Annotated in this window: 20 protein-coding genes and 2 pseudogenes; 21 read left to right on the top strand and 1 reads right to left on the bottom strand. The window is 45.2% G+C overall.

Translation table 11 applies throughout. The features are described from left to right. Nucleotides 1–97 precede the first annotated feature (97 nt). On the bottom strand, nt 98–1,117 hold the full coding sequence (locus ACYQ0Y_RS02205; protein WP_407882394.1) for a VOC family protein: 1,020 nt from the start codon (nt 1,115–1,117) through the stop codon (nt 98–100). A gap of 162 nt (nt 1,118–1,279) precedes the next feature. Between ACYQ0Y_RS02205 and rimP the strand changes: the two genes are divergently transcribed. The 21 genes and pseudogenes from rimP (at nt 1,280) to dtd (ending at nt 23,063) form a co-directional block, all read left to right on the top strand. Continuing rightward, a complete protein-coding gene (rimP, locus tag ACYQ0Y_RS02200) occupies nt 1,280–1,762 on the top strand; it encodes a ribosome maturation factor RimP (RefSeq protein WP_407882393.1) in 483 nt (160 codons plus the stop codon). Between the two features lie 37 nt (nt 1,763–1,799). Continuing rightward, nucleotides 1,800–2,957 carry a transcription termination factor NusA gene (gene nusA / locus ACYQ0Y_RS02195; protein ID WP_407882392.1) on the top strand — a complete coding sequence of 386 codons (1,158 nt, stop codon included), beginning with the start codon at nt 1,800–1,802 and terminating at the stop codon, nt 2,955–2,957. Between the two features lie 83 nt (nt 2,958–3,040). Continuing rightward, complete coding sequence (gene rnpM / locus ACYQ0Y_RS02190; RefSeq protein ID WP_407882391.1) at nt 3,041–3,343, top strand: RNase P modulator RnpM; 303 nt, start codon at nt 3,041–3,043, stop codon at nt 3,341–3,343. Next, complete coding sequence (locus tag ACYQ0Y_RS02185) at nt 3,340–3,648, top strand: YlxQ-related RNA-binding protein (protein ID WP_407882390.1); 309 nt, start codon at nt 3,340–3,342, stop codon at nt 3,646–3,648. The genes rnpM and ACYQ0Y_RS02185 overlap by 4 nt, the downstream gene beginning before the upstream one ends. A gap of 17 nt (nt 3,649–3,665) precedes the next feature. Then, a pseudogene (locus ACYQ0Y_RS02180) lies at nt 3,666–3,794 on the top strand (translation initiation factor IF-2 N-terminal domain-containing protein); the annotation flags it as partial. An 879-nt stretch (nt 3,795–4,673) separates the two neighbouring features. Continuing rightward, a pseudogene (infB, locus tag ACYQ0Y_RS02175) lies at nt 4,674–6,566 on the top strand (translation initiation factor IF-2); the annotation flags it as partial. Between the two features lie 45 nt (nt 6,567–6,611). Next, the gene (gene rbfA, locus ACYQ0Y_RS02170) at nt 6,612–6,974 is read left to right on the top strand and encodes a 30S ribosome-binding factor RbfA (protein ID WP_407882389.1); all 363 of its coding nucleotides are present in this window, start codon (nt 6,612–6,614) and stop codon (nt 6,972–6,974) included. Between the two features lie 118 nt (nt 6,975–7,092). Then, the gene (truB, locus tag ACYQ0Y_RS02165) at nt 7,093–8,001 is read left to right on the top strand and encodes a tRNA pseudouridine(55) synthase TruB (protein WP_407882388.1); all 909 of its coding nucleotides are present in this window, start codon (nt 7,093–7,095) and stop codon (nt 7,999–8,001) included. Between the two features lie 38 nt (nt 8,002–8,039). Beyond that, nucleotides 8,040–8,999, top strand: a complete 960-nt coding sequence (gene ribF, locus ACYQ0Y_RS02160; protein ID WP_407882387.1) for a riboflavin biosynthesis protein RibF — start codon at nt 8,040–8,042, stop codon at nt 8,997–8,999. 252 nt (nt 9,000–9,251) lie between these two features. After that, a complete protein-coding gene (hrcA, locus tag ACYQ0Y_RS02155) occupies nt 9,252–10,319 on the top strand; it encodes a heat-inducible transcriptional repressor HrcA (RefSeq protein WP_407882386.1) in 1,068 nt (355 codons plus the stop codon). Nucleotides 10,320–10,370: 51 nt separating this feature from the next. Next, nucleotides 10,371–10,970 (top strand): nucleotide exchange factor GrpE, encoded by a 600-nt coding sequence (gene grpE / locus ACYQ0Y_RS02150; RefSeq protein ID WP_407882385.1) that lies wholly within the window; start codon nt 10,371–10,373, stop codon nt 10,968–10,970. Nucleotides 10,971–10,997: 27 nt separating this feature from the next. After that, a complete protein-coding gene (gene dnaK / locus ACYQ0Y_RS02145) occupies nt 10,998–12,851 on the top strand; it encodes a molecular chaperone DnaK (protein ID WP_407882384.1) in 1,854 nt (617 codons plus the stop codon). 120 nt (nt 12,852–12,971) lie between these two features. After that, nucleotides 12,972–14,081, top strand: coding sequence for a molecular chaperone DnaJ (dnaJ, locus tag ACYQ0Y_RS02140; RefSeq protein ID WP_407882383.1), 1,110 nt, complete (start codon nt 12,972–12,974; stop codon nt 14,079–14,081). Nucleotides 14,082–14,394: 313 nt separating this feature from the next. Next, nucleotides 14,395–16,236, top strand: coding sequence for a translation elongation factor 4 (gene lepA, locus ACYQ0Y_RS02135; protein ID WP_407882382.1), 1,842 nt, complete (start codon nt 14,395–14,397; stop codon nt 16,234–16,236). A 36-nt stretch (nt 16,237–16,272) separates the two neighbouring features. Then, entirely contained in the window at nt 16,273–16,614 is a 342-nt protein-coding gene (locus ACYQ0Y_RS02130; RefSeq protein ID WP_407882381.1) for a hypothetical protein, read from the top strand. Between the two features lie 241 nt (nt 16,615–16,855). After that, nucleotides 16,856–17,908 carry a zinc-binding alcohol dehydrogenase family protein gene (locus ACYQ0Y_RS02125; protein WP_407882380.1) on the top strand — a complete coding sequence of 351 codons (1,053 nt, stop codon included), beginning with the start codon at nt 16,856–16,858 and terminating at the stop codon, nt 17,906–17,908. 4 nt (nt 17,909–17,912) lie between these two features. Further along, entirely contained in the window at nt 17,913–18,863 is a 951-nt protein-coding gene (prmA, locus tag ACYQ0Y_RS02120; protein WP_407882379.1) for a 50S ribosomal protein L11 methyltransferase, read from the top strand. Continuing rightward, nucleotides 18,860–19,615 (top strand): RsmE family RNA methyltransferase, encoded by a 756-nt coding sequence (locus tag ACYQ0Y_RS02115; RefSeq protein WP_407882378.1) that lies wholly within the window; start codon nt 18,860–18,862, stop codon nt 19,613–19,615. The genes prmA and ACYQ0Y_RS02115 overlap by 4 nt, the downstream gene beginning before the upstream one ends. Before the next feature lie 107 nt (nt 19,616–19,722). After that, entirely contained in the window at nt 19,723–20,121 is a 399-nt protein-coding gene (locus ACYQ0Y_RS02110) for a hypothetical protein (RefSeq protein WP_407882377.1), read from the top strand. A 250-nt stretch (nt 20,122–20,371) separates the two neighbouring features. Then, complete coding sequence (locus ACYQ0Y_RS02105) at nt 20,372–22,609, top strand: RelA/SpoT family protein (RefSeq protein ID WP_407882376.1); 2,238 nt, start codon at nt 20,372–20,374, stop codon at nt 22,607–22,609. Between the two features lie 19 nt (nt 22,610–22,628). Continuing rightward, nucleotides 22,629–23,063, top strand: coding sequence for a D-aminoacyl-tRNA deacylase (dtd, locus tag ACYQ0Y_RS02100; protein ID WP_407882375.1), 435 nt, complete (start codon nt 22,629–22,631; stop codon nt 23,061–23,063). Nucleotides 23,064–23,127: the final 64 nt, after the last annotated feature.

Genomic DNA, 23,127 nt, shown 5'->3' with positions numbered 1-23,127 from the left:
GGGGATTTAGATTGGCAATGAAATTTAGATTTTGCTTTTATCCCAAAGTATTTAAACACAAGCGTGATTTTCCAATGTAATCAGCTGATGCCTTCTTTTAGTTGGACACGGGCTGACCGCCATGCTCAAAGCGAGCCGCTTCATCAAATTTGACGCCACGCTGTGCGTACCATTGGGCGATGGTTTTTGTTTGATCCGCGAAAAGTGGCGGCAAGGACAATTGTTGGCCCATGATATCAGCAGGTTCTTCGAGCGCAAACCCCGGGGTAATAGTGGCCAACTCGATACGATTATCCGAAGGATCGCGGACATAGATGCTTTGGAACCAACCACGATCTCGATATAGTTCGACATTCGCACCTAAATTAATTGCGCGTTGGTAATAATCAAATAAGGTGTTTAAATCGGGGACTTGGAGGGCAACGTGGTCAACGCTACCGCGCCCCATACGTGAGCGATGAGCTGGATCAGTGGCGGCCTGAAATACTAGGCCAGCTTGTTCCCCAAGTAATGGAATTGTCGTTTTTGAAGGATCAAGTGACAATCCCAGCCACTCTTGATAGAAATGTGCTGTGAGTACAGGATCTACGTACGCAATCGTCGTGCCTAAAAGTCCGGTAATCTGTGCATTGGCAGGGACATCATTTGGCACCACTTGTTTAGCCGTTAACTGCTGATTAACAGGAATCAAATCTAAGGCAACGCCATCTGGATCAGTGACATGAAGTCCTGCCTGGGTTTGTGAAACAGGAACGTTAAATTGCATGAACCGGTTTAACCAAAAATCGATCTGTTGTTCCGGAATACCTAAACGAATGCCGTTTAGACCATGATTAGCGTCTTGGCGGTGCCCAAGCTGGTCAAGCACAAAAAAAGTAACCACACTTCCTGGTTCACCTAAATTATTACCATAATATAAGTGACGAATGTGTGTTGCTTCTTGATTAACTGAGTTCTTCACGATTCGTAGGCCAAGAATTTGAATGTAAAAGTGTGCGTTCGCGTTGGCATTGCCAGTTAGCAGTGAAATATGGTGCGGTTTAAACACGGTAATCACGCTTCTTTCTACAACTAATTGGAAGATTGAACTTGAGCTAAGTGTAAAACTATTACTCATAAAATGCACCTCAAGGCATCGGAACACGCTCCTACTGCTGTATTGGTTGCTTTTTACCGTTTGTTATGGTACTCTGTTTGTTGTAATTTAAGACTCTTAATTTAAGAGTGAGCCGATTTCGGCTCGCTCTTTTTTCAGGGCAAAATTAAGGAGGTGACGGATTTGAGTAACGTGACAGAGGCGGTCACGACACTTGTGACGCCAATCGTTGACGAGCATCAATTTCAGCTCGTAGACGTGGAATTTGTCAAAGAAGGTAAGAGTTGGTATCTGCGTGTTTATATTGACAAACCCGGTGGAATTACGATTGATGACTGTGTTCTTGTCAATGATGAATTGAGCGCGAAATTAGATGCCGCTCAGCCCGATCCCATTCCACAAGCCTATTATCTTGAAGTGTCTTCTCCAGGAGCGGAGCGGCCATTAAAAAAAGAAGCGGATTTTGAAAGTGCTGTTAATCAGTATATTCATATTTCGCTTTATCAGCCCATTGATAAGGTGAAAGTCTTTGAGGGAACTTTAACCGACTTAACGCCTGATGAGCTAACGCTGCGTTATCGTGTTAAGGGCGTGGCTAAAACGTTGACAATTACCCGCAAGGCGATTGCAAGTGCACGTTTGGCCATTGATTTTAGCCAACTGTAATTATAATTAGTGATCGTAGCTAAAGGAGTACGACGAAATGAGTAAAGAGTTAGTGGGAGCTTTAGACGCTCTCGAACAAGAAAAGGGCATTAAAAAAACAGTTGTGATTGAAGCATTGGAAGCGGCGTTAGTGTCAGCTTACAAGCGTAACTACAATCAGGCTGGTAATGTTGAAGTGAATTTTGATGAGCGCAAGGGTGACATCAAAGTTTACGCCGTTAAAAAAGTTGTGGAAGACGTCGAAGATAGTCAGCAACAGGTGAGCTTGCAAGACGCACTAGCGATCAATCGGGCTTATGAAATTGGGGATGAAATTAAGTTTGAAGTAACCCCCAAGAACTTTGGCCGAATTGCGGCACAAACGGCTAAACAAGTGATTATGCAACGTGTGCGCGAAGCTGAACGTAGTCTTGTCTATGACGAGTATAGTCAATATATGGACGAGGTTGTGACTGGTGAAGTTGAACGTCAGGATACGCGATACCTGTACATCACATTAGGAAGTGGTTCAAACACAGTTGAGGCTGTGATGGCTAATTCTGATCAGATGCCAAATGAAACCTATAAGATGCACGACAAGATTAAAGTATACGTGGCCCGAGTTGAAAATAACGCGAAGGGCCCCCAAGTATTTGTTAGTCGGACACATCCGGAACTATTGAAACGGTTGTTTGAAGAAGAAGTCCCGGAAATCTACGATGGAACTGTTGAAATTATGTCAATTGCCCGCGAAGCTGGGGATCGAGCAAAGATCGCCGTGAAATCTAATGATCCTAATTTGGACCCAGTGGGGACTTGTGTGGGACCACGTGGTCAACGGGTTCAAGCTATTGTGAACGAACTTTCTGGTGAGAACATGGACATTGTGGAATGGATGGCCGATGACGCTCAATACGTGGCCAATTCACTTAATCCTGCAGAAGTCGTTGATGTGGTGTTTGATTCTGAAAACGAACGGGCTTGCACGGTAGTTGTGCCAGATTATCAATTATCATTGGCAATCGGCAAGCGGGGCCAAAACGCTCGGCTCGCTGCTAAACTAACTGGATTTAAGATTGATATTAAATCTGAAACTGAAGCGGCGACGCTATTCGAAGGTGCAACCGATCAAGAATATGTTGAGGCGGGAACGGATGAAGAGGTCAATCGACCTGACTTTGAACAACCTGAACCGTCTGAACAAAACGATGATTAGTCAGCTCGTTGTTAAACCAGCTGCGTGAACCGACTAAAATCAGGGTTAACGTTGTTTAAACTGATTTAAAAGGGGGTAGTGACATGCATCAACGAAAGATTCCGATGCGTAAAGACATTGTTACCGGAGAAATGATGCCCAAAAAGAATTTGATCCGGGTCGTCAAAAATAAAGCGAATGAATTGGCAATTGATCCAACCGGTAAGCAAAATGGTCGTGGTGCCTATGTTAGTATTGACGTAGACGTTGCTAAAAAGGCACAACAAGGTCATGCATTGGATAAGGCATTTGGCATTACAGTGCCTGATGATTTTTATGAAGAATTGATTGCTTATGTTGATCATCAACAGGCCCGCCGGTTATTGTTTGGTGATGAAGCCAAATGACGCCAACTCAACAATTGATGAATTTATTGGGCTTGGCTCAGCGAGCTGGCAAACTTGTCAGTGGTGAACCCATGGTTTTAGCAGCAATTAAAGCACAGCAGCTAGACCTACTTTGGTTAGCCAATGACATGGGGGCTAGTTCACTTAAAAAGCTAAGCGATAAAGCAAGTTACTATGAGATCCCGTTCAGCATGGCTTTTACTGAAGCTCAGCTGAGTCAAGCAACTGGTCGGCAACGAGTTGCAATCGGGATTGATGACGCTGGCTTTGCGAAGAAAATGCGCGAATTGCTAGCACAAATTTAAATGAGGAGCGTGAAAGGATGGCCAATAAGCGAATCTATGAACTCGCGAAGGAACTTAACGTTTCAAGCAAGGATCTGTTAACAACCGCTGCTAACAAAGGGCTTTCGTTTAACAACCATATGGCAACGGTAACAGATGAACAAGAAAGAACGATTCGTGGTGCAGTTAAACCTGCCCAAACCACGAGTAGCGATGCAACGGCAAATCAGACTGAAGCGCAGTCTGGTAAGCGTAAAATTGTGCATCATTTGATTAATAATAAAAAGAAACCAGATCGGCGTCGGACTAATTTTGGTCGTAACGGGGCTAATTTGCATGGTGAAGGACGTATATTGAATTTAGATAACCCACGGGCCAACAATCGGCCAAGTAAAAGACAACAATCAGCAGCTAGCGCAACTAGCCAACCAGCTAAATCACAATCGTCGACTGTTGCTAGTCAGGCACAGTCAGTTGTAACAGCGGCCAAATCTACGGCTGCAGCTTCGACAACGGCAACCGTTAAATCGGCAACTGCTACTCAAGCGACGACAGCACGTTCAACAGCGCCACAGTCACAAACTAGCCGTGCAACAGCGACAAATCAAAACCAGTCACAGACGACTCAGCGCCACGCGACTAGTGGTACTACCCAGACTGATTCGCGTCAACATCGGCCGGCAACGTCAACTAGCGATCGGTCGCACAATAGTCAAAACCGATCCGCTCAGAGTAGTCAACATCGGCCAAATGATCGCAATGGTCAGACTCATTCAACGAACCAGAGTCGCAATACGAACCAAAATCGCAGTTCGAACCAAAATCGTAGTTCGAACCAAAATCGTAGTACAAATCAGAACCGCAATTCAAATCAAAACCGGCCGACAAATAATAATCGGTCCACGACGAATCGAAGTAATCAAAATACGTCATCACGGCCGTCAACATCCTCTTCACGGCCAACGAACACGAACGGTCGATCAAATACTTCGTCCAATAATTCGAATAATCGGTTTGGTAGTAATGCGCCAAGTAGCCGATTCAGCAATAACCGTCGCGGCGGTCGTGGCGGTCAACAGCAGTATGGTCAAAAGCATCAGAAGCGTAATAAGAAGAATCAGCGGATTCGCCAGACTTCTCAGCCAAAGCCAGTTTCAACGCGTAAAGAACGGCCACTACCAGAAGTCTTGATGTACGATGTTGGGATGAATGCGCAAGATTTGGGCAAAATTTTGCATCGTGAACCAGCCGAAATTATTAAAAAATTATTTATGCTGGGCGTAATGGTTAACCAAAACCAAAGTCTTGATAAAGATACCATTGAAATTTTAGCGGCAGATTACGGTATTGGTGCTGAAGAAAAACCTCAAGAAGATATTGCAGATATTGATAAATTCTTTGAGGAACAAGCAAAAACTGACCCAACGAAGCTTGTCCCAAGACCACCTGTTGTCACAATTATGGGACATGTTGACCATGGTAAAACAACACTGCTGGACCAACTTCGTAATTCTCATATTACGGCTGGTGAAGCAGGTGGGATTACTCAGAAAATTGGGGCCTACCAAGTTGAACTGAAGGGCCGTAAGATTACCTTTATCGATACGCCAGGACACGCGGCCTTCACAGCGATGCGGGCCCGTGGTGCTGATATCACGGATATTACGATCTTAGTGGTTGCTGCTGATGATGGCGTGATGCCACAGACAATTGAGGCGATTCACCATGCTCAAGCAGCGAAGACACCGATTATCGTGGCAGTTAACAAGATCGACAAACCAGGGGCGAACCCGAACCACGTTATTGAACAGTTAGCGGAGTATAACCTCATTCCTGAAGATTGGGGTGGCGACACAATCTTTGTTGAAATATCAGCTAAGTTTGACAAGAACTTAGATGAATTGCTCGACATGGTGCTGCTACAAGCCGACCTGATGGAATTAAAGGCTGATCCTGATCAGCGGGCTTTGGGTTCAGTTATTGAAGCTCGCCTTGACAAGGGACGTGGCCCAGTGGCGACGGTGCTGGTTCAAGAAGGAACCCTGAAGATTGGGGATCCAATCGTTATCGGGAATACCTACGGTCGAATCAGAACCATGAATAACGATCGCAGTCGCGCGGTTAAAGAGGCGACACCTGCTACGCCGGTTGAAATTACCGGGATGAATGATGTGCCGGAAGCTGGTGACAAATTTGTCGTCTTTGCTGATGAAAAATCAGCACGGGCTGCCGGTGAAGAGCGTGCTAGTCGTGCACAGGTTGAGGAACGTTCTCATGCCAACCATGTGACATTGGATAACTTATTCGATACCATGAAGGAAGGCGAAATGAAGGAAGTTGACGTCATTATTAAGGCGGATGTTCAAGGTTCCGTTGAGGCGTTAGCTAATTCATTCCAGAAAATTCAAGTTGATGGTGTTCGGGTAAACATCATTCATCAAGCCGTTGGTGCAATTAATGAAAGTGACGTTACTTTGGCGGAAGCTTCTAACGCGATTATTGTTGGTTTCAACGTTCGACCAACCGCTCAAGCGAAGTCTCAAGCTGATAGTGATGGTGTCGATATTCGCCTACACAACGTAATTTACAACGCCATCGATGAAATCGAGTCCGCAATGAAAGGGATGCTTGAACCGGTCTACGAAGAACAAGTGACGGGACAAGTTGAAGTTCGTGAACTCTATAAGGTATCCAAAGTGGGAACCGTTGTCGGTGGGATGGTTACGGAAGGCTACATCAGCCGCGATGCTGGCGTTCGCTTAGTTCGTGACGGTGTCGTTATTTATGAGGGCAAGCTAGGTTCATTGCAGCGCTTCAAGGATTCAGTTAAAGAAGTTAAAGCTGGTTTTGATCTTGGTTTGACAATTACCGGGTACAACGACATCAAAGTTGGTGACGTCATTGAAGCTTATGTCATGAAAGAAGTACCCGTTGAATAAATCGTCATTGGTTCTAATAAGATTGTAAGATAAGGCGGTGAAAACATGCCCGATAAACATTATCGTGTGGGTCGTCTAGAACAAGAGATCCAACGCGAAGTGACCGATATTCTGCTTAAGCGCGTGCGCGATCCACGAGTGACTGGTGTGACCATTACTGGCGTTACAGTCACAGGTGATTTGCAAGAAGCGACGTTGTATTACAGTATTTTGTCTGACAAAGCTAGCGACAACGAAAAAGCCGCGGCCGGATTAGCTAAGGCCAGCGGTTTGATTCGTGGCGAACTTGGTCATCGACTGAGTATTTATAAAACGCCGGAAATTACGTTTGAACAGGATCGTTCAGTTCAATACGGAAGTCACATTGATGAACTAATCAATGGGCTTCGTCAGCAAGGACGAGAATAATCTTTTCGAGAAAAGCGACTGTCTGTTGAAGGCAGTCGCTTTTTACATATCACTAGGTTATAATTGTTTGGTTGTTAAACGGACGATTTTTTAACTTGATAAAGTGAGGTTTACAGTCATGGAAGGCATTTTGCCCATTAATAAACCGCGGGGACTAACGAGCCATGATGTCGTGTTTAAACTTCGCAAACTGTTGCATATCAAAAAAATTGGGCACTCCGGTACATTAGATCCTAATGTGGATGGCGTGTTACCGATCTGTATTGGCGCGGCTACAAAAGTTGTGCCATATTTAATGGATTCTGGCAAGGTTTACCGTGGGACAGTTACGTTTGGCTATGCAACGGAAACCGAAGACCTGGATGGGGCAGTGGTGAAGCAAACGCCACTCACGCAACCGTTTACCGATGCTCAAATTTTGATCGGCATGAGGGCCTTAGTTGGCGACATCGAACAGGTTCCGCCGATGTATTCCGCTGTCAAAATTCATGGGCGGAAACTTTATGAATACGCTCGTGCTGGGGAAAAAGTGGAACGCCCAGTTCGGCACGTTCATGTAGATTATTTTAAGCAAACTGGGCAGAGCTACTTTGATGAGCAAGCACATACTCAGGTGGTTCCTTTTGAAATCGGTTGTGGTAAAGGCACTTACGTCCGCACACTGGCGGTTCAATTGGGTGAACAGCTTGAGGTGGCCGCAGTCATGAGTGACCTAACGCGCCTTAAAAGTGGTGGATTTGAACTCAGTCAGACATTGACATTGGCGGATATTGCCGACGCGGTAGCTGATCACAGCATTGAGCAGCATTTGTTTCCAATTGATGTTGCACTTTCGCATTATCCCGTGGTTGAATTAAGTGATGAACAATGGCAGATCGTTCAGAATGGTGGCTTTTTACCCACGACTATTCTTGGTGACCAACCAATCATATCTGTACGTTATCAGCAGCACATTAAGGCTTTATATCAGCTCAGTGATGATCGGCGACATGCCAAGCCGCTTAAAATGTTTTCAAATCATCTTTAACAGAAATTCAAAAATATTGTTAATGAAGGTGTCAAATCGTGGAAGTCATCTATTTACGCCACCCCTATCGAGCAGAACAAATTCCCACTGGTGATGTTGTTTTAGCCATGGGCTTTTTTGATGGCGTGCATCTCGGTCATCAGACGGTTATCAGGCGTGCTCGGGAAATTGCCACGGCTCGTCATGCAAAATTGGCTGTGTTGACCTATACTCATCACCCGTCCATTGTGTATCAAACGTCAACTGAGTCATTTCGGTACCTATCCACTTTCGACCGTAAGTTGGACTTGTTAAAGCAATTGGGTGTCGACATTGTGTATGGCGTCAGTTTTACGTCTAAGCTGGCTTCACTTACGCCGCAAGCATTCGTCGATCAGTATATGGTTGGCTTACACGCAGTGGCAGTGGTGGCTGGGTTTGACCACACTTATGGCCGCAAAGCGGTGGCTAATATGGCACAGTTACCAGGGTATGCACGCGACCGGTTTGAGGTCGTCGAAGTCGGGCAGGTCTCAATGGATCATGCGAAGGACAGTTCAACACGAATTCGTGAATTAATTGACGCCGGTCAAGTTGCCCATGCCAATGAGTTACTCGGGTACACTTATCAAACGACCGGGATCGTTATTCATGGCGAAGCGCGCGGACGAACCTTGGGTTATCCAACGGCAAATGTCGAAGGTCCCGCCGTTGAACGTTTACCCGGGATTGGCATTTATGCGGTTTGGCTGAAAGTAGGGGCCGATTGGCATGCAGGGATGGCCTCTATCGGCCGCAATGAAACATTCGGGGCCCATCGACCAGTTACGGATGAGATTTATCTGCTTGACTTCAATGAAGAAATTTATGGTGAAGAAGTGACAGTTGCGTGGGGAGGGTATCTTCGCGACCAGGTTAAGTTTGACGGTGCCGAGGCACTGGTTGAACAGCTGGATCAGGATGTCATTAACACCCAACGATTTATCGATCAAGTCGGTGGTCCTAAATTAACGATTTGATTGGAGCTCTTCAGAACCACTGCGCATCAAGCGAAGTTTGACGAATTAAAATGAGTTGGCAGCTGTGAGTAGACTGGCTTCAATGGACATTGTCTCAGTGTTGAGACGGTGTCCTTTTACGTGTACGCGAGTCCTTGTAAACCGAGCCATTCGCTAGAGTTAGGCTGATTGGAAGGCGCTGCTAGGAATGCGAAATTATGTTTGACTTTGTTTGACCAAGTTGTTATATTAGTAATTGTTCTTAGCACTCAAATGGCACAAGTGCTAAAAGAGGTGATTAAGACGTTAACTGATCGACAAAAATTAATTTTACAAGCCATTGTCCGTGAGTATACAGAAACTGGGTCGGCTGTCGGATCCAAAGGTTTAAGTGACCATTTACCGATCCACGTGAGTTCAGCCACCATTCGCAATGAAATGGCCGCTTTGGAAGAAGCGGGGTATGTTCAAAAAGAACATACTTCCTCTGGTCGGGTTCCTTCTTTACTAGGTTATCGTTACTATGTTGACCATTTAGTGAGTGATGACGCGGTTAAACGCGCTGATATTCAGTTAATTCAAAGCGAGTTGGGCGGTTCATTTAATAAGATTGACGAGATTATTGAAGAGTCAGCTAATTTGTTATCAGAGTTAACTTCTTATACGGCGTTTACCTTGAAACCGGAACAAGCCGATGTTCGGCTTAGCGGATTTCGATTAGTGCCTTTGGGAAATCGACAGGTCATGGCGATTATGGTTCTCGATAACGGTGATGTTGCCAACCAGACGTTTACGGTTCCACGCAATATTGCCAGTGACCAACTGGAAGCAGTTGTGCGCTTAATCAACGACCAGCTTGTCGGCTTACAGTTACCGGAGATTATGGAGAAATTGCGGGTGCAAATTCCGGCTCAAGTCGGGCAGTATTTGCAAACGCCGACCGGTTTTTTGGAGATTTTAGGGCATGTCCTCGATCAAGCCGCAACGGAACGGTTCTTTGTTGGAGGTCGATTGAATTTATTGAATTTCTCGGCAGATCAAGACCCACAAGTATTGAAATCGATGTATCAACTCTTTGATACATCAACAGATATTGCTAGCGTCCTGAGCCCACCAGATAATCAGGTTCGGGTTAAAATTGGTGATGAGATTACAAATGACCTATTGAAGGACTATAGTTTGGTGACCGGGACGTATGATGTGGGTCCCCACGGCCGCGGTATGATTGCGGTTTTGGGTCCGACGCGGATGCCTTATTCACGAATGATCGGTTTAATTGGCGCTTTCCGTCAAGAGCTTGCTGCAAAACTCCTTGATTACTATCGGGAGCTTGATCGGTGAGTTAGATTCATAGTTAATAATTAAATTTTTTAGTGAATGGAGGTGGCACATTTGTCTGAAACATCACAGCAAACGGATGACCAGAAAAATGAAACTGCTGCTGAAAGTGAAGCAGCTGCGAAAAAAGCCAAGGATCCGCGTGCAAAAGACATTAAGAAGCCAATTGAGGCTGAACCTGTGAGCGATGAAAAAAAATCGCAACAAGTCATTGAAACCTTGCAAGCTCAGTTAGAAGAAAAGGACGATCAACTTTTACGGGCGCAGGCTGAAATTGCTAATATTCAGCAGCGACAGCAAAAAGAAACCGCTGCCTTATTGAAATATGACGGGCAGCAGTTAGCTCATGATGTTGTGCCAGAACTGGATAATTTGGAGCGCGCATTGGCGACAGAAGTTGATGACGAGGCTGCAAAAAAGTTGCAACACGGGGTACAGATGGTTTACGATCATTTGCAGGCCGCGCTGAAGCAAAATAATGTGACTGAGATCGAGGCGTTAAACCAACCCTTTGATCCGACCAAACATCAGGCTGTGCAAACCACGCCAGCCGAAGATGGACAAACGCCCGAAACGGTCGTCAAAGTGCTTCAAAAGGGTTATATGCTAAAAGATCGCGTCTTACGGCCAGCAATGGTTGTAGTGGCGCAATAAGATTAATATATAAGGAAGTTTAAAAACATGGCAAAAATTATTGGGATTGACTTAGGAACAACCAACTCAGCTGTTGCAGTGCTAGAAGGTAGTCAGCCAAAGATTATTACGAACCCAGAAGGTAACCGGACAACACCTTCCGTTGTTTCATTTAAAAATGGTGAGACCCAAGTTGGTGAAGTCGCTAAGCGTCAAGCAATCACGAACCCGAATACTGTTCGTTCGATCAAGCGACACATGGGTGAAGCGGACTACACCGTCGATATCGAAGGTAAGAAGTACACGCCGCAAGAAATTTCAGCAATGATCTTACAATACATCAAAGGTTTTGCTGAGGATTATTTGGGCGAAAAAGTTGAACAAGCAGTCATCACAGTACCTGCTTACTTTAACGATGCCCAACGTCAAGCAACAAAAGATGCTGGTAAAATTGCTGGTTTAACGGTGGAACGAATCATCAACGAACCAACCGCATCAGCGTTGGCCTATGGTTTAGACAAGAAGGATAAAGACGAAAAAATCCTTGTTTATGACCTTGGTGGTGGTACGTTTGACGTTTCCATTTTGGAATTAGGTGATGGGGTCTTCGACGTCTTATCTACCAATGGGGATACTCACCTTGGTGGGGATGATTTTGATCAAAAGATTATTGATTGGCTAGTTGACAATTTCAAGAAGGAAAATGGTATTGATTTGTCTAGCGACACTATGGCGATGCAACGACTTAAAGATGCCGCTGAAAAAGCCAAAAAGGATTTATCCGGTGTTAATGAGGCACAAATTAGTCTTCCATTTATTTCTAGCGGTGATAATGGTCCTTTGCATTTGGAAGAAACGTTATCGCGAGCTCAATTTAACCAAATGACGGCCGACTTAATTGAACGGACGAAGACGCCGGTTCAAAACGCTTTACGTGATGCTGACCTGTCAATGAATGACATCGACGAAGTAATCTTAAATGGTGGTTCCACACGGATTCCAGCAGTTCAAGAAGCGGTTAAGGAGCTTGCCGGTAAGGAACCAAACCATTCGATCAATCCAGATGAAGCGGTGGCTTTGGGTGCCGCAATTCAAGGTGGGGTTATTACCGGTGATGTGAAGGATGTCGTGCTACTTGATGTAACACCACTGTCATTAGGGATTGAAACAATGGGTGGCGTCTTTACGAAGTTAATTGATCGTAACACGACGATTCCAACGTCCAAGAGTCAAACCTTCTCGACAGCTGCTGACAATCAGCCAGCCGTTGACATTCACGTGTTACAAGGTGAACGCCCAATGGCAGCCGATAACAAGACACTAGGAAACTTCCAGTTGACTGATATTCCTGCTGCTCCTCGCGGCATTCCTCAAATTCAAGTAACATTTGATATCGATAAGAACGGAATTGTAAATGTTTCTGCCAAAGATCTTGGCACAAACAAGGAACAGAAGATCACGATCAAGAGTAATTCTGGTTTATCTGATGAAGAAATTGACCGGATGAAGAAGGAAGCCGAAGAAAACGCGGATGCCGATAAGGCCCGTAAAGATGAAGCTGACTTAAAGAATGAAGTGGATCAACTCTTGTTCCAAGTTGACAAGACCTTAGATGAATTAAAGGGCAAAGTTTCTGATGATGAGGTTAAGCAAGCAACTGACGCACGCGATGCCTTAAAGAAAGCTCAAGATGACAACAACGTCGAAGAGATGAAGGCCAAGAAGGATGACTTAAATAAGATTGTCCAGGACCTAACAGTGAAGTTGTATCAGCAAAATGCTGGTTCGGCTGACGGTGACGCCGGTTCTGCCGCAAGCAGTGATAACAATGGGGCTGGCTCAGCTGATGGCGACACGGTTGATGGGGACTTCAAAGAAGTTGACCCCGACGCCAAGAAGTAAACTCGACTACAAGAGAGTCAAAGATGCTGCGGCCTCTTTGACTCTTTGTGCGCTTAAGAAAATGGTGTGGTACACTTACGCACATGACACGATGAAACAAATAGGTATGGGGGTTCGTTTATGTCTCAAGGAAGAGACCCGTACGATGTGCTCGGCGTAGGTCGGGACGCATCTCAGGATGAGATCAAGAAGGCTTACCGAAAATTATCAAAAAAGTACCATCCAGATTTGAACAAGGCGCCAGATGCGGAAGCCAAGTTTAAAGAAGTTGCTGACGCTTATGAAAAGATTGGCGATGAACAAAAGCGTCAGCACTACGATCAATACGGTGATGCCGGGCAACAGTTTGGTGGCGGTCAAGGCTTTGACGGCTTTGGTGGTGGACAGGGCTTTGGATTTGACGATATTTTTAGTCAAATGTTTGGTGGTGGCAGCGCACGTCGCAATCCGACGGCTCCACAACCAGGTCAGGATTTACAGTACTCCATGCAGTTGAAGTTCGAAGAAGCCATTTTTGGCAAAGAAACCACGATTAAGTATGACCGAGAGGCAACCTGTCAGACTTGTGGTGGTAGTGGTGCTAAACCAGGGACGTCACCGGTTACCTGTCATAATTGTGGTGGGACTGGTTACGTTGAAACTGTCCGCAATACGCCGTTAGGGCAGATGCGGTCACAACAGGTTTGTGAGGTTTGTGGCGGAACAGGCAAGGAAATTAAAGAAAAGTGCCCGACCTGTCATGGTGATGGTCATGTGACGGAAAATCATGAGATTGAAGTAAAAGTTCCAGCCGGTGTTGATGATGGTCAACAAATGCGGTTACAGGGCCAAGGTGAAGCTGGGCGAAATGGCGGTCCTTACGGTGATTTGTTTATCGTCTTTACCGTCCAACCAAGTCAAGATTTCAAACGTGATGGCACAGATATCTATTTCGATCAACCACTGTCGTTCACACAAGCGGCGTTGGGCGATGAGATTGAGGTCAAAACAGTTCATGGTAATGTTAAGTTAAAGATCCCTGCTGGTACACAAACCGGCACGACGTTTAGATTACGGGGCAAGGGTGTTCCACGCCTGCGTGGTAATGGTAACGGTGATGAACGGGTCACGGTGAACGTTCAAACACCAAAAGGATTGAACAAAGCTCAGCGAGATGCCCTAAAGGATTTTGCAAAAGCTAGCGGTGAAGAAATGCCTAATGGACATGGTGGTCTTTTTGGTCGACACTAAAGTTTGACTGAATTGATGGAGACCTTACCTGAAATAAACCATAAACAACCCTTTTCTTGAGTGATTCAGGAAAAGGGTTGTCTTGTCTTATGGTACTCCCAACAATCCAGACCTTGACTTGTACCCATCTCATCTGGAGATTATGTTTGCCGGGGTCGGTGAGTGCTGTTATAATTAATGTTTAGAGTTTCACGTATTGAAGCGACAAGACTAAAGATGTCAACAATGACGAAACCGGAGAGTTGCTTCGTGAGTCATCTAAATTGGTCACAGAACCTTACGTAGGCGGCCAAATAATTAAGGAGGTTTTGCCATGACACCTGCCGAAATGCAAGAACGGCAACGACATATTCGAAATTTTTCTATCGTCGCGCATATTGATCATGGTAAGTCGACATTGGCTGACCGAATCCTTGAATTAACGGATACGATCTCCAAGCGCGATATGCAAAACCAGGTCCTAGATGATATGCCACTTGAACGTGAACGTGGTATTACCATTAAATTAAACGCAGTGGAACTGCATTATCATGCTAAAGATGGTGAGACTTACATTTTGCATCTCATCGACACGCCTGGGCATGTCGATTTCTCATATGAAGTTTCACGTTCGTTAGCAGCCTGTGAAGGGGCACTGTTGGTGGTTGACGCTGCCCAGGGAGTCGAGGCACAAACATTGGCTAACACTTACCTTGCCATTGATAATAACCTAGAAATTTTACCAGTTATTAATAAAATTGATTTGCCATCAGCACAACCAGAAGTGGTTCGCCAAGAAATTGAAACAGACATTGGCATTGATGCGTCTAATGCAGTCTTAGCCAGTGCCAAGAGTGGGATTGGTATTGAAGATATTTTAGAACAAATCGTGACCCAGATTCCTGCCCCGGTCGGGGATGTGAACGCGCCATTAAAAGCCCTCATTTTCGATTCTATTTACGATGACTATCGTGGGGTTGTGTTAAGCTTGCGAATCATGGAAGGCACGGTTAAGCCTGGTGATCACATTCGTTTGATGAATTCAGGCACAGTGTATGAAGTGACGGAAGTTGGGGTGAACTCGCCTAAACCGATCAAACGTGACATCTTGATGGCTGGCGATGTGGGTTATATCACAGCTGCCATTAAGGACATCGCCGATACCCGTGTTGGGGACACAGTCACTAATGCAGAACATCCGACTGCCGCAGCATTGCCTGGCTATCGTAAAATGAACCCCATGGTGTTTGCTGGTTTATATCCGACGGACAATGCCAAGTATAATGATCTTCGTGAAGCATTGGAGAAGTTACAGCTCAATGACGCTGCGTTAGTGTTTGAACCCGAAAAATCACAGGCGCTGGGTTCTGGCTTTCGTTGCGGATTTTTAGGCATGCTTCACATGGATGTCGTGCAAGAACGACTGGAGCGCGAATTTAATCTAGATTTAATTACGACGGCCCCCTCAGTAACCTATCATGTTGATTTGACTGATGGAACGCAGGTGATCGTGGAGAATCCTTCGGAGATGCCAGAGCCGGCCAACATCAAAACGATTAATGAGCCCTATGTTAAGGCGACAATCATGGTGCCTAATGATTATGTCGGCGCCGTCATGGAACTCTGCCAACGTAAACGTGGTGAGTTTGATACGATGGTTTATCTTGATGATAATCGAGTGAACGTGATATACTACATCCCATTATCTGAGATAATTTTTGATTTCTTTGATCGGCTGAAGAGTAGTACGCGAGGATATGCCTCATTAGATTATGAGTTGGCTGGCTATCGCGTCGGTGATTTGGTGAAGATTGATATTTTGCTTAATGGTGATCGCGTTGACGCGTTGAGCTTTATTGTGGCACGGGAATTTGCGGCGAATCGTGGTCGATTAATCGTTGGTCGACTTAAAAACATTATTCCACGTCAAAATTTTGAAATTCCGGTTCAGGCTGCCATTGGTGCTAAAGTCGTTGCTCGCTCTGACATTAAGGCCTATCGAAAAGATGTGACAGCGCACCTTTACGGTGGTGACCGAACTCGGCGGATGAAGTTACTAGAGAAACAAAAGGCCGGCAAGAAGCGGATGAAGTCAGTTGGGGTGGTTGATGTCCCACAGGAGGCTTTCATGGCGGTATTGCAGACTGATGAAGAAGAAAGTCATAAAGCAAAGTAGGACGGCATAAACTGTCTAAATATGGGAGGTGAGTGTGTGCTAGCAAGGACCAAAGCGTTTTTAAAAGCAAACCAATTTCGATATGAGAAGACGTACATTCGGCCGTTGATGGTGCCACAACACGTGTACGTCCTCCGTTTTGGCAAAAAGAAACTAAACAATCGATTAATTACGAAATACAGTCACAGTTGGACTGGTCGGCTAAAAATCGATGAATTTGATTTACGCCTGCATGGTCAACACAATCCGCGAATTTTCACGAGTGAGGATGAGCTGTTGGTTTATCTGGCAGATCACATTTTGACGGATGACGGGCGTGAACGATATGAACAAGTTCGTCGAGAAGCGGCCCGCCGGCATGAAAATGTGCAAGAATAGTTTAATCTGATTAGATCAATCCCGTGCATTGGTGGATTGATCTTTTTTTATACTGACATAAAGTTGATACAGAGCACTAGCAGGCGGACACAAGGATCTAGCTGGGGTGGCTAAACAAAAGTTATTCCTGTTGATTAACAGTTTGAAATGGCAATTCTGCTCAATATTTGTCACAATGGGGATAAACTTAATAGCGAGTTGGTTATGACGTTGGAAAATGCAATTAAACGAGGACAGAAAAATGAAAATTATTGAATCCTTTGCGACATCAACGATTGGCGATGCTAAAGCAATGGTGGACGCCACCAAAAGTGTCGGGGAAATTGGTGCTAACGATGTCTTAGTTCAAGTTAAGGCGGTTTCGGTAAATCCAGTTGATACAAAATTGCGCCAAGGTCTAACGGATGAAACGGCACCAAAAATTTTGGGCTACGATGCTACCGGAATTGTCTTGCAGGCTGGTGCGAATGTGACGAATGTGGCCGTGAATGACCGGGTCTATTATGCTGGGACGAAAAGTCGAGATGGGGCTAACGCAGAACAACAAGTTGTTGATGCTCGCTTAGTCGCGCAGGCTCCGACAACATTAACGGATGCACAAGCTGCTGCTCTGCCATTAACTTCGCTGACTGCCGCGGAGGTTTTATTTGAAAAGATTGGTTTCACTGCTAAGGCCAACGCAAATCAAGACCAGAAATTATTAATTATCAACGGTGCGGGTGGTGTTGGATCAATGGCAATTCAATTAGCGGCATGGGCCGGTGTGCAGGTGACAGCAACGGCCTCGCGAGCAGAGACGATTGACTGGGTGAAGCACTTAGGGGCTACTCAAGTCTTTAATCATCGTGAGCCATTGCAGCCTCAGGCACAAGCTGCGGGCATTGAATTTTTTGATGCGATTTTGATTTTATTTAATACGGACGCGTATTTTGAGACGGCTGCTCAATTGATTAAACCGTTCGGTCATATTGCTTCGATTGTCGGAAACCAGCGACCATTAGCTTTGGGGCAGATTAAAAATAAAGCAGCCAGTTTTGATTGGGAGTACATGTTTGCCAAGAGTGACTATCAAGTTGACCTGGCTAGCCAAGGACGGTGGCTGGAAAAAATTGCCAATCTGATGGATGAGCATGTGTTAAAAACCACGTTGACCAAGGCGATAACGACTGGCATTAACGCACAAAACTTACGAGCAGCACACCAATTAGTTGAAGCTAATCAGATGGTCGGGAAGATCGTTGTGACAGGACCCTTCAATGGTGAGACAGGTTTAAATAAAGACGAGGAGAATTGATGTCATGAAGTGGACAGGAATCACTGTCAATACGACAAATGAAGCTGTGGAGGCAGTGAGCAATATTTTAATGGAAGCAGGTGCTAGTGGAACCAGCATTGACAACGCTGCAGATTTCATGGCTTTGCGACCAGAATTTCCAGGTGAGTTGTTGGATAAACAACAGATTCCACACGTGGCAAGTGGCGCTTTGGTCACCGCCTATTATCCTGAAACTGTCGAAATTGAAGATTTATTGCCAAAAATAAAAAGACAGGTCAGCCAGTTGACTAATTTTGGTATAAATGCCAATCCGGGGGCGGTAACGCTCAAACCAGTGGCCGAAACAGATTGGGCTACCGCTTGGAAGCAATACTATCATCCTGTTCGTGTCAGCCGATATTTAACGGTCGTGCCTAGTTGGGAGAAATATCGTCCCCAACAAGTGGATGAAAAATTGATCACACTTGATCCAGGAATGGCGTTTGGAACCGGTACACATCCGACGACAGCCTTGATGTTGGCCGCATTAGAAATAACGTTACGCGGTGGGGAAACCGTCCTCGACGTGGGGACTGGATCGGGCGTTCTGTCAATCGGAGCCAAATTGCTGGGTGCGCATAAGGTCTTCGCTTATGATGTGGATCAAGTGGCGGTTGATGCGGCGATCAGTAATTTGGCTCTCAATCCGGTGGCACGTGATGTCGAGGTTTCAGTAAATAACTTACTAACGGGAGTGACACAAACTGCTGATGTCATTGTCGCTAACATTCTGGCAGAAATTATTGTTCCCTTGATTCCACAGGCGTGGCCAAGGTTGCCAATTGGCGGACATTTCTTGGTGAGTGGCATTATTGAAGATAAACATGAACTCATTGAAAAGCAGCTGCAAGCTGAAGGCTTTAAAATCGAACAGATTTTGCAACAAGGTGAATGGTACGGAATAATCGCGCGTAAACCGGCGGAGGATGAATGATGCAACGCTATTTTTTGCCAGTTGATTTTGGTCGTGATAAAAAATTTGCATTGGATGATGCCACCTATCATCATTTTGTACAAGTTCTGCGGGCACAGATCGGGCAAGCGGCTGAATTTGTGACCCCAACGCAACAATTGTTTTTAGCTCAGCTTAGTTCGCTTGATCTCGAGCATCATCGGGCCATCATGACCATTGAGCGTCAACTAGAACAAACGGTTGAATTACCAATCCATGTTCGTTTAGTGTGTGGCTTGCCAAAGGGAGACAAAGCTGACTTCATCACGCAGAAAGCGACGGAGCTAGGGGCAAGCGAAATCGTGTTTGTCAAAACAACTTGGTCAATTGCTGATTGGCGCAATAAAGTGGCTAAAAAACGCCAACGATTACAAACAATTGCGCTGAATGCTGCCCAACAGGCGCATCGCTTGATGGTGCCAGAAGTACATTATTTAGATCAGTTATCTCAGATTGACGAATTGCCAACAGATATTGGTCTGGTGGCCTGGGAAGAATCTGCGAAGGCCGGAGAACAGACACATTTAGCACAAGTGTTGACCACCATTGCGGAAGAGCAAACTTTAACAGTCGTTTTTGGGCCGGAAGGTGGTTTGACACCAGATGAAGTGACGGCATTGCAGGCAGTGAACTATCACCCGGTTGGCTTAGGACCACGAATCTTGCGGACTGAAACGGCACCTCTGTACTTATTAAGTGCGGTTTCGTTTGCCACAGAAATGATGGCTCATTAAATTATCACGATAAAAAATGATAAAACACCGTAATTGTGCGTGACGTTACCGTGAAAAGTGGGTATAATGAGCGGCATAATTAAAATTTGATGAAAGGCGGCGGCAGTATGGCCCGTTTTAAGCAAAATAGTGGTTGGGAGTATTGGGGACTAGGCATTGTTTTTGGGGCACTTCTGCCTTATCTCGCTAATTTAACGTCTCTGTCCGTTTTTCACAAGGTACTGTGGGTGTTGTTAGGTCTAAATGGGCTTTACGCCCTGGCGATTGGTTGGCAAATTGGCCGAAAGAAGCGACGGGTTTCGTTACTGCTGGTTTTTCCATTTGTTTTCGCCGCAGCTACATTTCTATTTCAGCTGAATGCACACGAATATGCTTACTATTTGGCGATTGGGTATTTGTGCTTGAGCTATTTTGCATATGGTCAGCAAGGCGGGATGACGGTTACTAATTCTAGTAAGAAGAAACGTGACGGGCGAGCTTTGGAAGATTTAATGGCTAACCACTGAGAAGATGCTCATTGTCTGGTAAAACAAAAGTTTTTATGCAGCAGATCCCTGTTTCTCTTTTTTGGAGAGATAGGGATCTGCTCTTTTAGATTGCGCCTTCAGGAACCTCGAGAACAATAATTAGATGGCAAGATACGTTTTGTTTGCAGCGACTTACGGCCGCCGCATGTTCTGCATAAGACTTTAGCATTGTGTAATTTATAGTTTCGGTTAAAATAAGGGGTTAAATAACTAAATTTGGGGTGAGACGATGTCAAAAGAACATATTTGGACAGCTGACGAGGTGTTGACACAAGTGGGGACTTACATGAATGAAGCCCATGTCGCACAAGTTCGTGCCGCTTATGATTATGCACAACAAGTTCATTCTGAACAAAAACGTCAGTCTGGCGAACCATACATTATGCATCCCATTCAGGTCGCCGCGATTCTCGCCGAATTAAAAATGGATCCAGAGACGATTGCGGCCGGATTTTTGCATGATGTTGTTGAGGATACCGTTGCAACTTTAGATGATTTACGTAATCGGTTTGGCGATGACGTGGCTGAAATCGTGGACGGGGTTACGAAGATTGGAAAAATTAAGTACCGTTCAAATAAAGAACAACTTGCTGAGAACCATCGGAAATTATTGTTGGCAATGTCCCATGATATCCGAGTAATCATTGTTAAATTAGCAGATCGATTACACAATATGCGTACGTTGCAGCATTTACGTCCGGATAAACAACGGCGGATTGCCAATGAAACATTGGAAATTTATGCACCGTTGGCCGACCGGTTAGGGATCAGTACCATTAAATGGGAATTAGAAGATCTCAGTTTACGCTACCTAAACCCAGAACAATATTATCGAATTGTCCATCTCATGGATTCCAAACGAAACCAGCGAATCGAAATTATCAATGAGGCAATTGGCGAAATTAAAGATGCCATTTTAGATTTGCATATTCGGACGCAGATCTATGGGCGACCGAAGCATATCTATTCTGTTTATCGCAAGATGGTCGACAAGCATAAGCAATTTGACCAAATTTATGACCTGTTGGCTATTCGGGTGATTGTTCAGTCTATTCGAGACTGTTACGCAGTATTGGGTGCGATTCACACTCATTGGACGCCGATGCCTGGTCGATTTAAAGACTATATTGCGATGCCTAAAGCCAACATGTATCAATCCTTGCACACAACGGTTATCGGACCTGAGGGCAAGCCATTAGAGGTGCAGATTCGGACGGAAGAAATGCACCGAGTTGCTGAATATGGGGTTGCTGCACACTGGGCCTATAAAGAAGGTCAGACTGATGAAGTACAGGAGTCAACGAATGGTGATCGGTTAAATTGGTTTAAACAGATTATTGAATTGCAGAATAATGCCACTAACGCCGATGACTTCATGGAAGGCGTCAAGGGTGATTTGTTCACTGATTCTGTCTATGCGTTTACACCTAAGGGAGATGTTTTAGAGCTGCCTAAAGGGGCTGGTCCTTTAGATATGGCCTATATTATCCATACTCAAGTGGGGAATCATACGACCGGAGCTAAAGTGAATGGCAAAATTGTGCCGTTGGATTCGGAAATCAAAACTGGTGACATCGTTGATATCTTAACTTCACAGAATTCGAGTGGTCCTAGTCGTGATTGGGTCAACTTGGTTCATACGCGGCGGGCTCGAAATAAGATCAAGCAATATTTTCGCAAAATGGATCGCGGCGAGAATATTCAAGCTGGGCGAGATATGTTAGTCCACCAGCTCCATGATTTGAATTTTGATCCCAAAGAGATCATGACTGATGATAATCTCGCCAAAGTTGCGGAACGGATGAACTATCGGTCGGCGGATGATTTATTGTCAGCCATTGGTTTTGGTGACTCGACGCCACGAGGGGTCGCTAATCGACTGACTTCGGATTTGCGTGCTCAGCGTGAGGCAGATCGGCAAGCAGAAACGGAGCGAGAAATTCTTGCTGAAAATGGTGAGAAGACCGATGAAACTAGTGAGGTTAGTGCCAAAGAAGAGGCTAAACGTTCCGCTTCAGACGGGGTCATTATCGAAGGTGTAGATAATTTGCTCGTTCGGTTAAGCCACTGTTGTTCGCCGGTGCCAGGTGACCCAATTGTTGGGTACATCACCAAGGGGCGTGGTGTGTCGGTGCACCGGACTGATTGTCCAAATGTTCGGGGTGCGGAAGCTAATGGTGAGCGAATTGTCAGTGTTGAATGGGATGATCCGGCCTCCAATCGCACCAATTACAATGCAGATATTGAGATTCGTGGCTATAACCGTAATGGCATGCTAAATGATGTGTTGCGAATGATTAACAACACAACAAAGTTTTTATCATCGGTGACCGGTAAAGTTGATCACAACAAGATGGTGGTTATTTCGGCAACCGTTGGTGTGCGTAATTTGGATGTTTTAAATCATATTATGGATAACATTAAGAACGTTCCGGATGTTTATGAAGTTTTACGAGCAACCCACTAACGCATACTGGAGGGATTTTATGCGAGTTGTTTTACAGCGCGTGAACGCTGCCTCCGTAACGATTGATCAGCAAGTTATCGGGCAGATAGAACACGGTTTGCTTTTGCTAGTTGGCATTGGGCCTGAAGATAGTTCAGCACAAGTTGATTACTTAGCGAAAAAGATTCTAAATACCCGAATTTTTAGTGACAAGGCTGGCAAAATGAATCTGAGCGTCCAGGACATTCACGGGCAAATTTTGTCAGTTTCACAATTCACCTTGTATGCGGATACTGCCAAGGGCAATCGTCCGGGGTTTTCAAATGCCGCAGGTCCTGAACTTGCTAAACCGCTGTGGGAAGCTTTTAATCATCGTTTAGCGGAAGCCGTTCCCATACAAACGGGGGAGTTTGGCGCAGATATGCAGGTCTCGTTAGTTAATGATGGACCAGTGACCATTATCTTTGAGCGTTAGCCGAACCATTAAGACGTGAGGGTTAATCAAAACGGGGCATCAGTTGGTAAGTGCAGTCACTTAC

It is taken from the genome of Furfurilactobacillus curtus, assembly GCF_054657915.1.
This window is presented reverse-complemented; position numbering and strand designations above follow the sequence as displayed.

Bases quoted from the DNA above. Each gene is read 5' to 3' on its own strand.
- dtd (WP_407882375.1), top strand. From the start codon at position 22,629: ATGCGAGTTGTTTTACAGCGCGTGAACGCTGCCTCCGTAACGATTGAT.
- truB (WP_407882388.1), top strand. From the start codon at position 7,093: ATGGAAGGCATTTTGCCCATTAATAAACCGCGGGGACTAACGAGCCAT.
- ACYQ0Y_RS02125 (WP_407882380.1), top strand. From the start codon at position 16,856: ATGAAAATTATTGAATCCTTTGCGACATCAACGATTGGCGATGCTAAA.
- rbfA (WP_407882389.1), top strand. From the start codon at position 6,612: ATGCCCGATAAACATTATCGTGTGGGTCGTCTAGAACAAGAGATCCAA.
- rnpM (WP_407882391.1), top strand. From the start codon at position 3,041: ATGCATCAACGAAAGATTCCGATGCGTAAAGACATTGTTACCGGAGAA.
- ACYQ0Y_RS02105 (WP_407882376.1), top strand. From the start codon at position 20,372: ATGTCAAAAGAACATATTTGGACAGCTGACGAGGTGTTGACACAAGTG.
- nusA (WP_407882392.1), top strand. From the start codon at position 1,800: ATGAGTAAAGAGTTAGTGGGAGCTTTAGACGCTCTCGAACAAGAAAAG.
- dnaJ (WP_407882383.1), top strand. From the start codon at position 12,972: ATGTCTCAAGGAAGAGACCCGTACGATGTGCTCGGCGTAGGTCGGGAC.
- prmA (WP_407882379.1), top strand. From the start codon at position 17,913: ATGAAGTGGACAGGAATCACTGTCAATACGACAAATGAAGCTGTGGAG.
- ACYQ0Y_RS02185 (WP_407882390.1), top strand. From the start codon at position 3,340: ATGACGCCAACTCAACAATTGATGAATTTATTGGGCTTGGCTCAGCGA.
- dnaK (WP_407882384.1), top strand. From the start codon at position 10,998: ATGGCAAAAATTATTGGGATTGACTTAGGAACAACCAACTCAGCTGTT.
- ACYQ0Y_RS02110 (WP_407882377.1), top strand. From the start codon at position 19,723: ATGGCCCGTTTTAAGCAAAATAGTGGTTGGGAGTATTGGGGACTAGGC.
- ACYQ0Y_RS02115 (WP_407882378.1), top strand. From the start codon at position 18,860: ATGATGCAACGCTATTTTTTGCCAGTTGATTTTGGTCGTGATAAAAAA.
- lepA (WP_407882382.1), top strand. From the start codon at position 14,395: ATGACACCTGCCGAAATGCAAGAACGGCAACGACATATTCGAAATTTT.
- ACYQ0Y_RS02205 (WP_407882394.1), bottom strand. From the start codon at position 1,117: ATGAGTAATAGTTTTACACTTAGCTCAAGTTCAATCTTCCAATTAGTT.
- hrcA (WP_407882386.1), top strand. From the start codon at position 9,252: ATGGCACAAGTGCTAAAAGAGGTGATTAAGACGTTAACTGATCGACAA.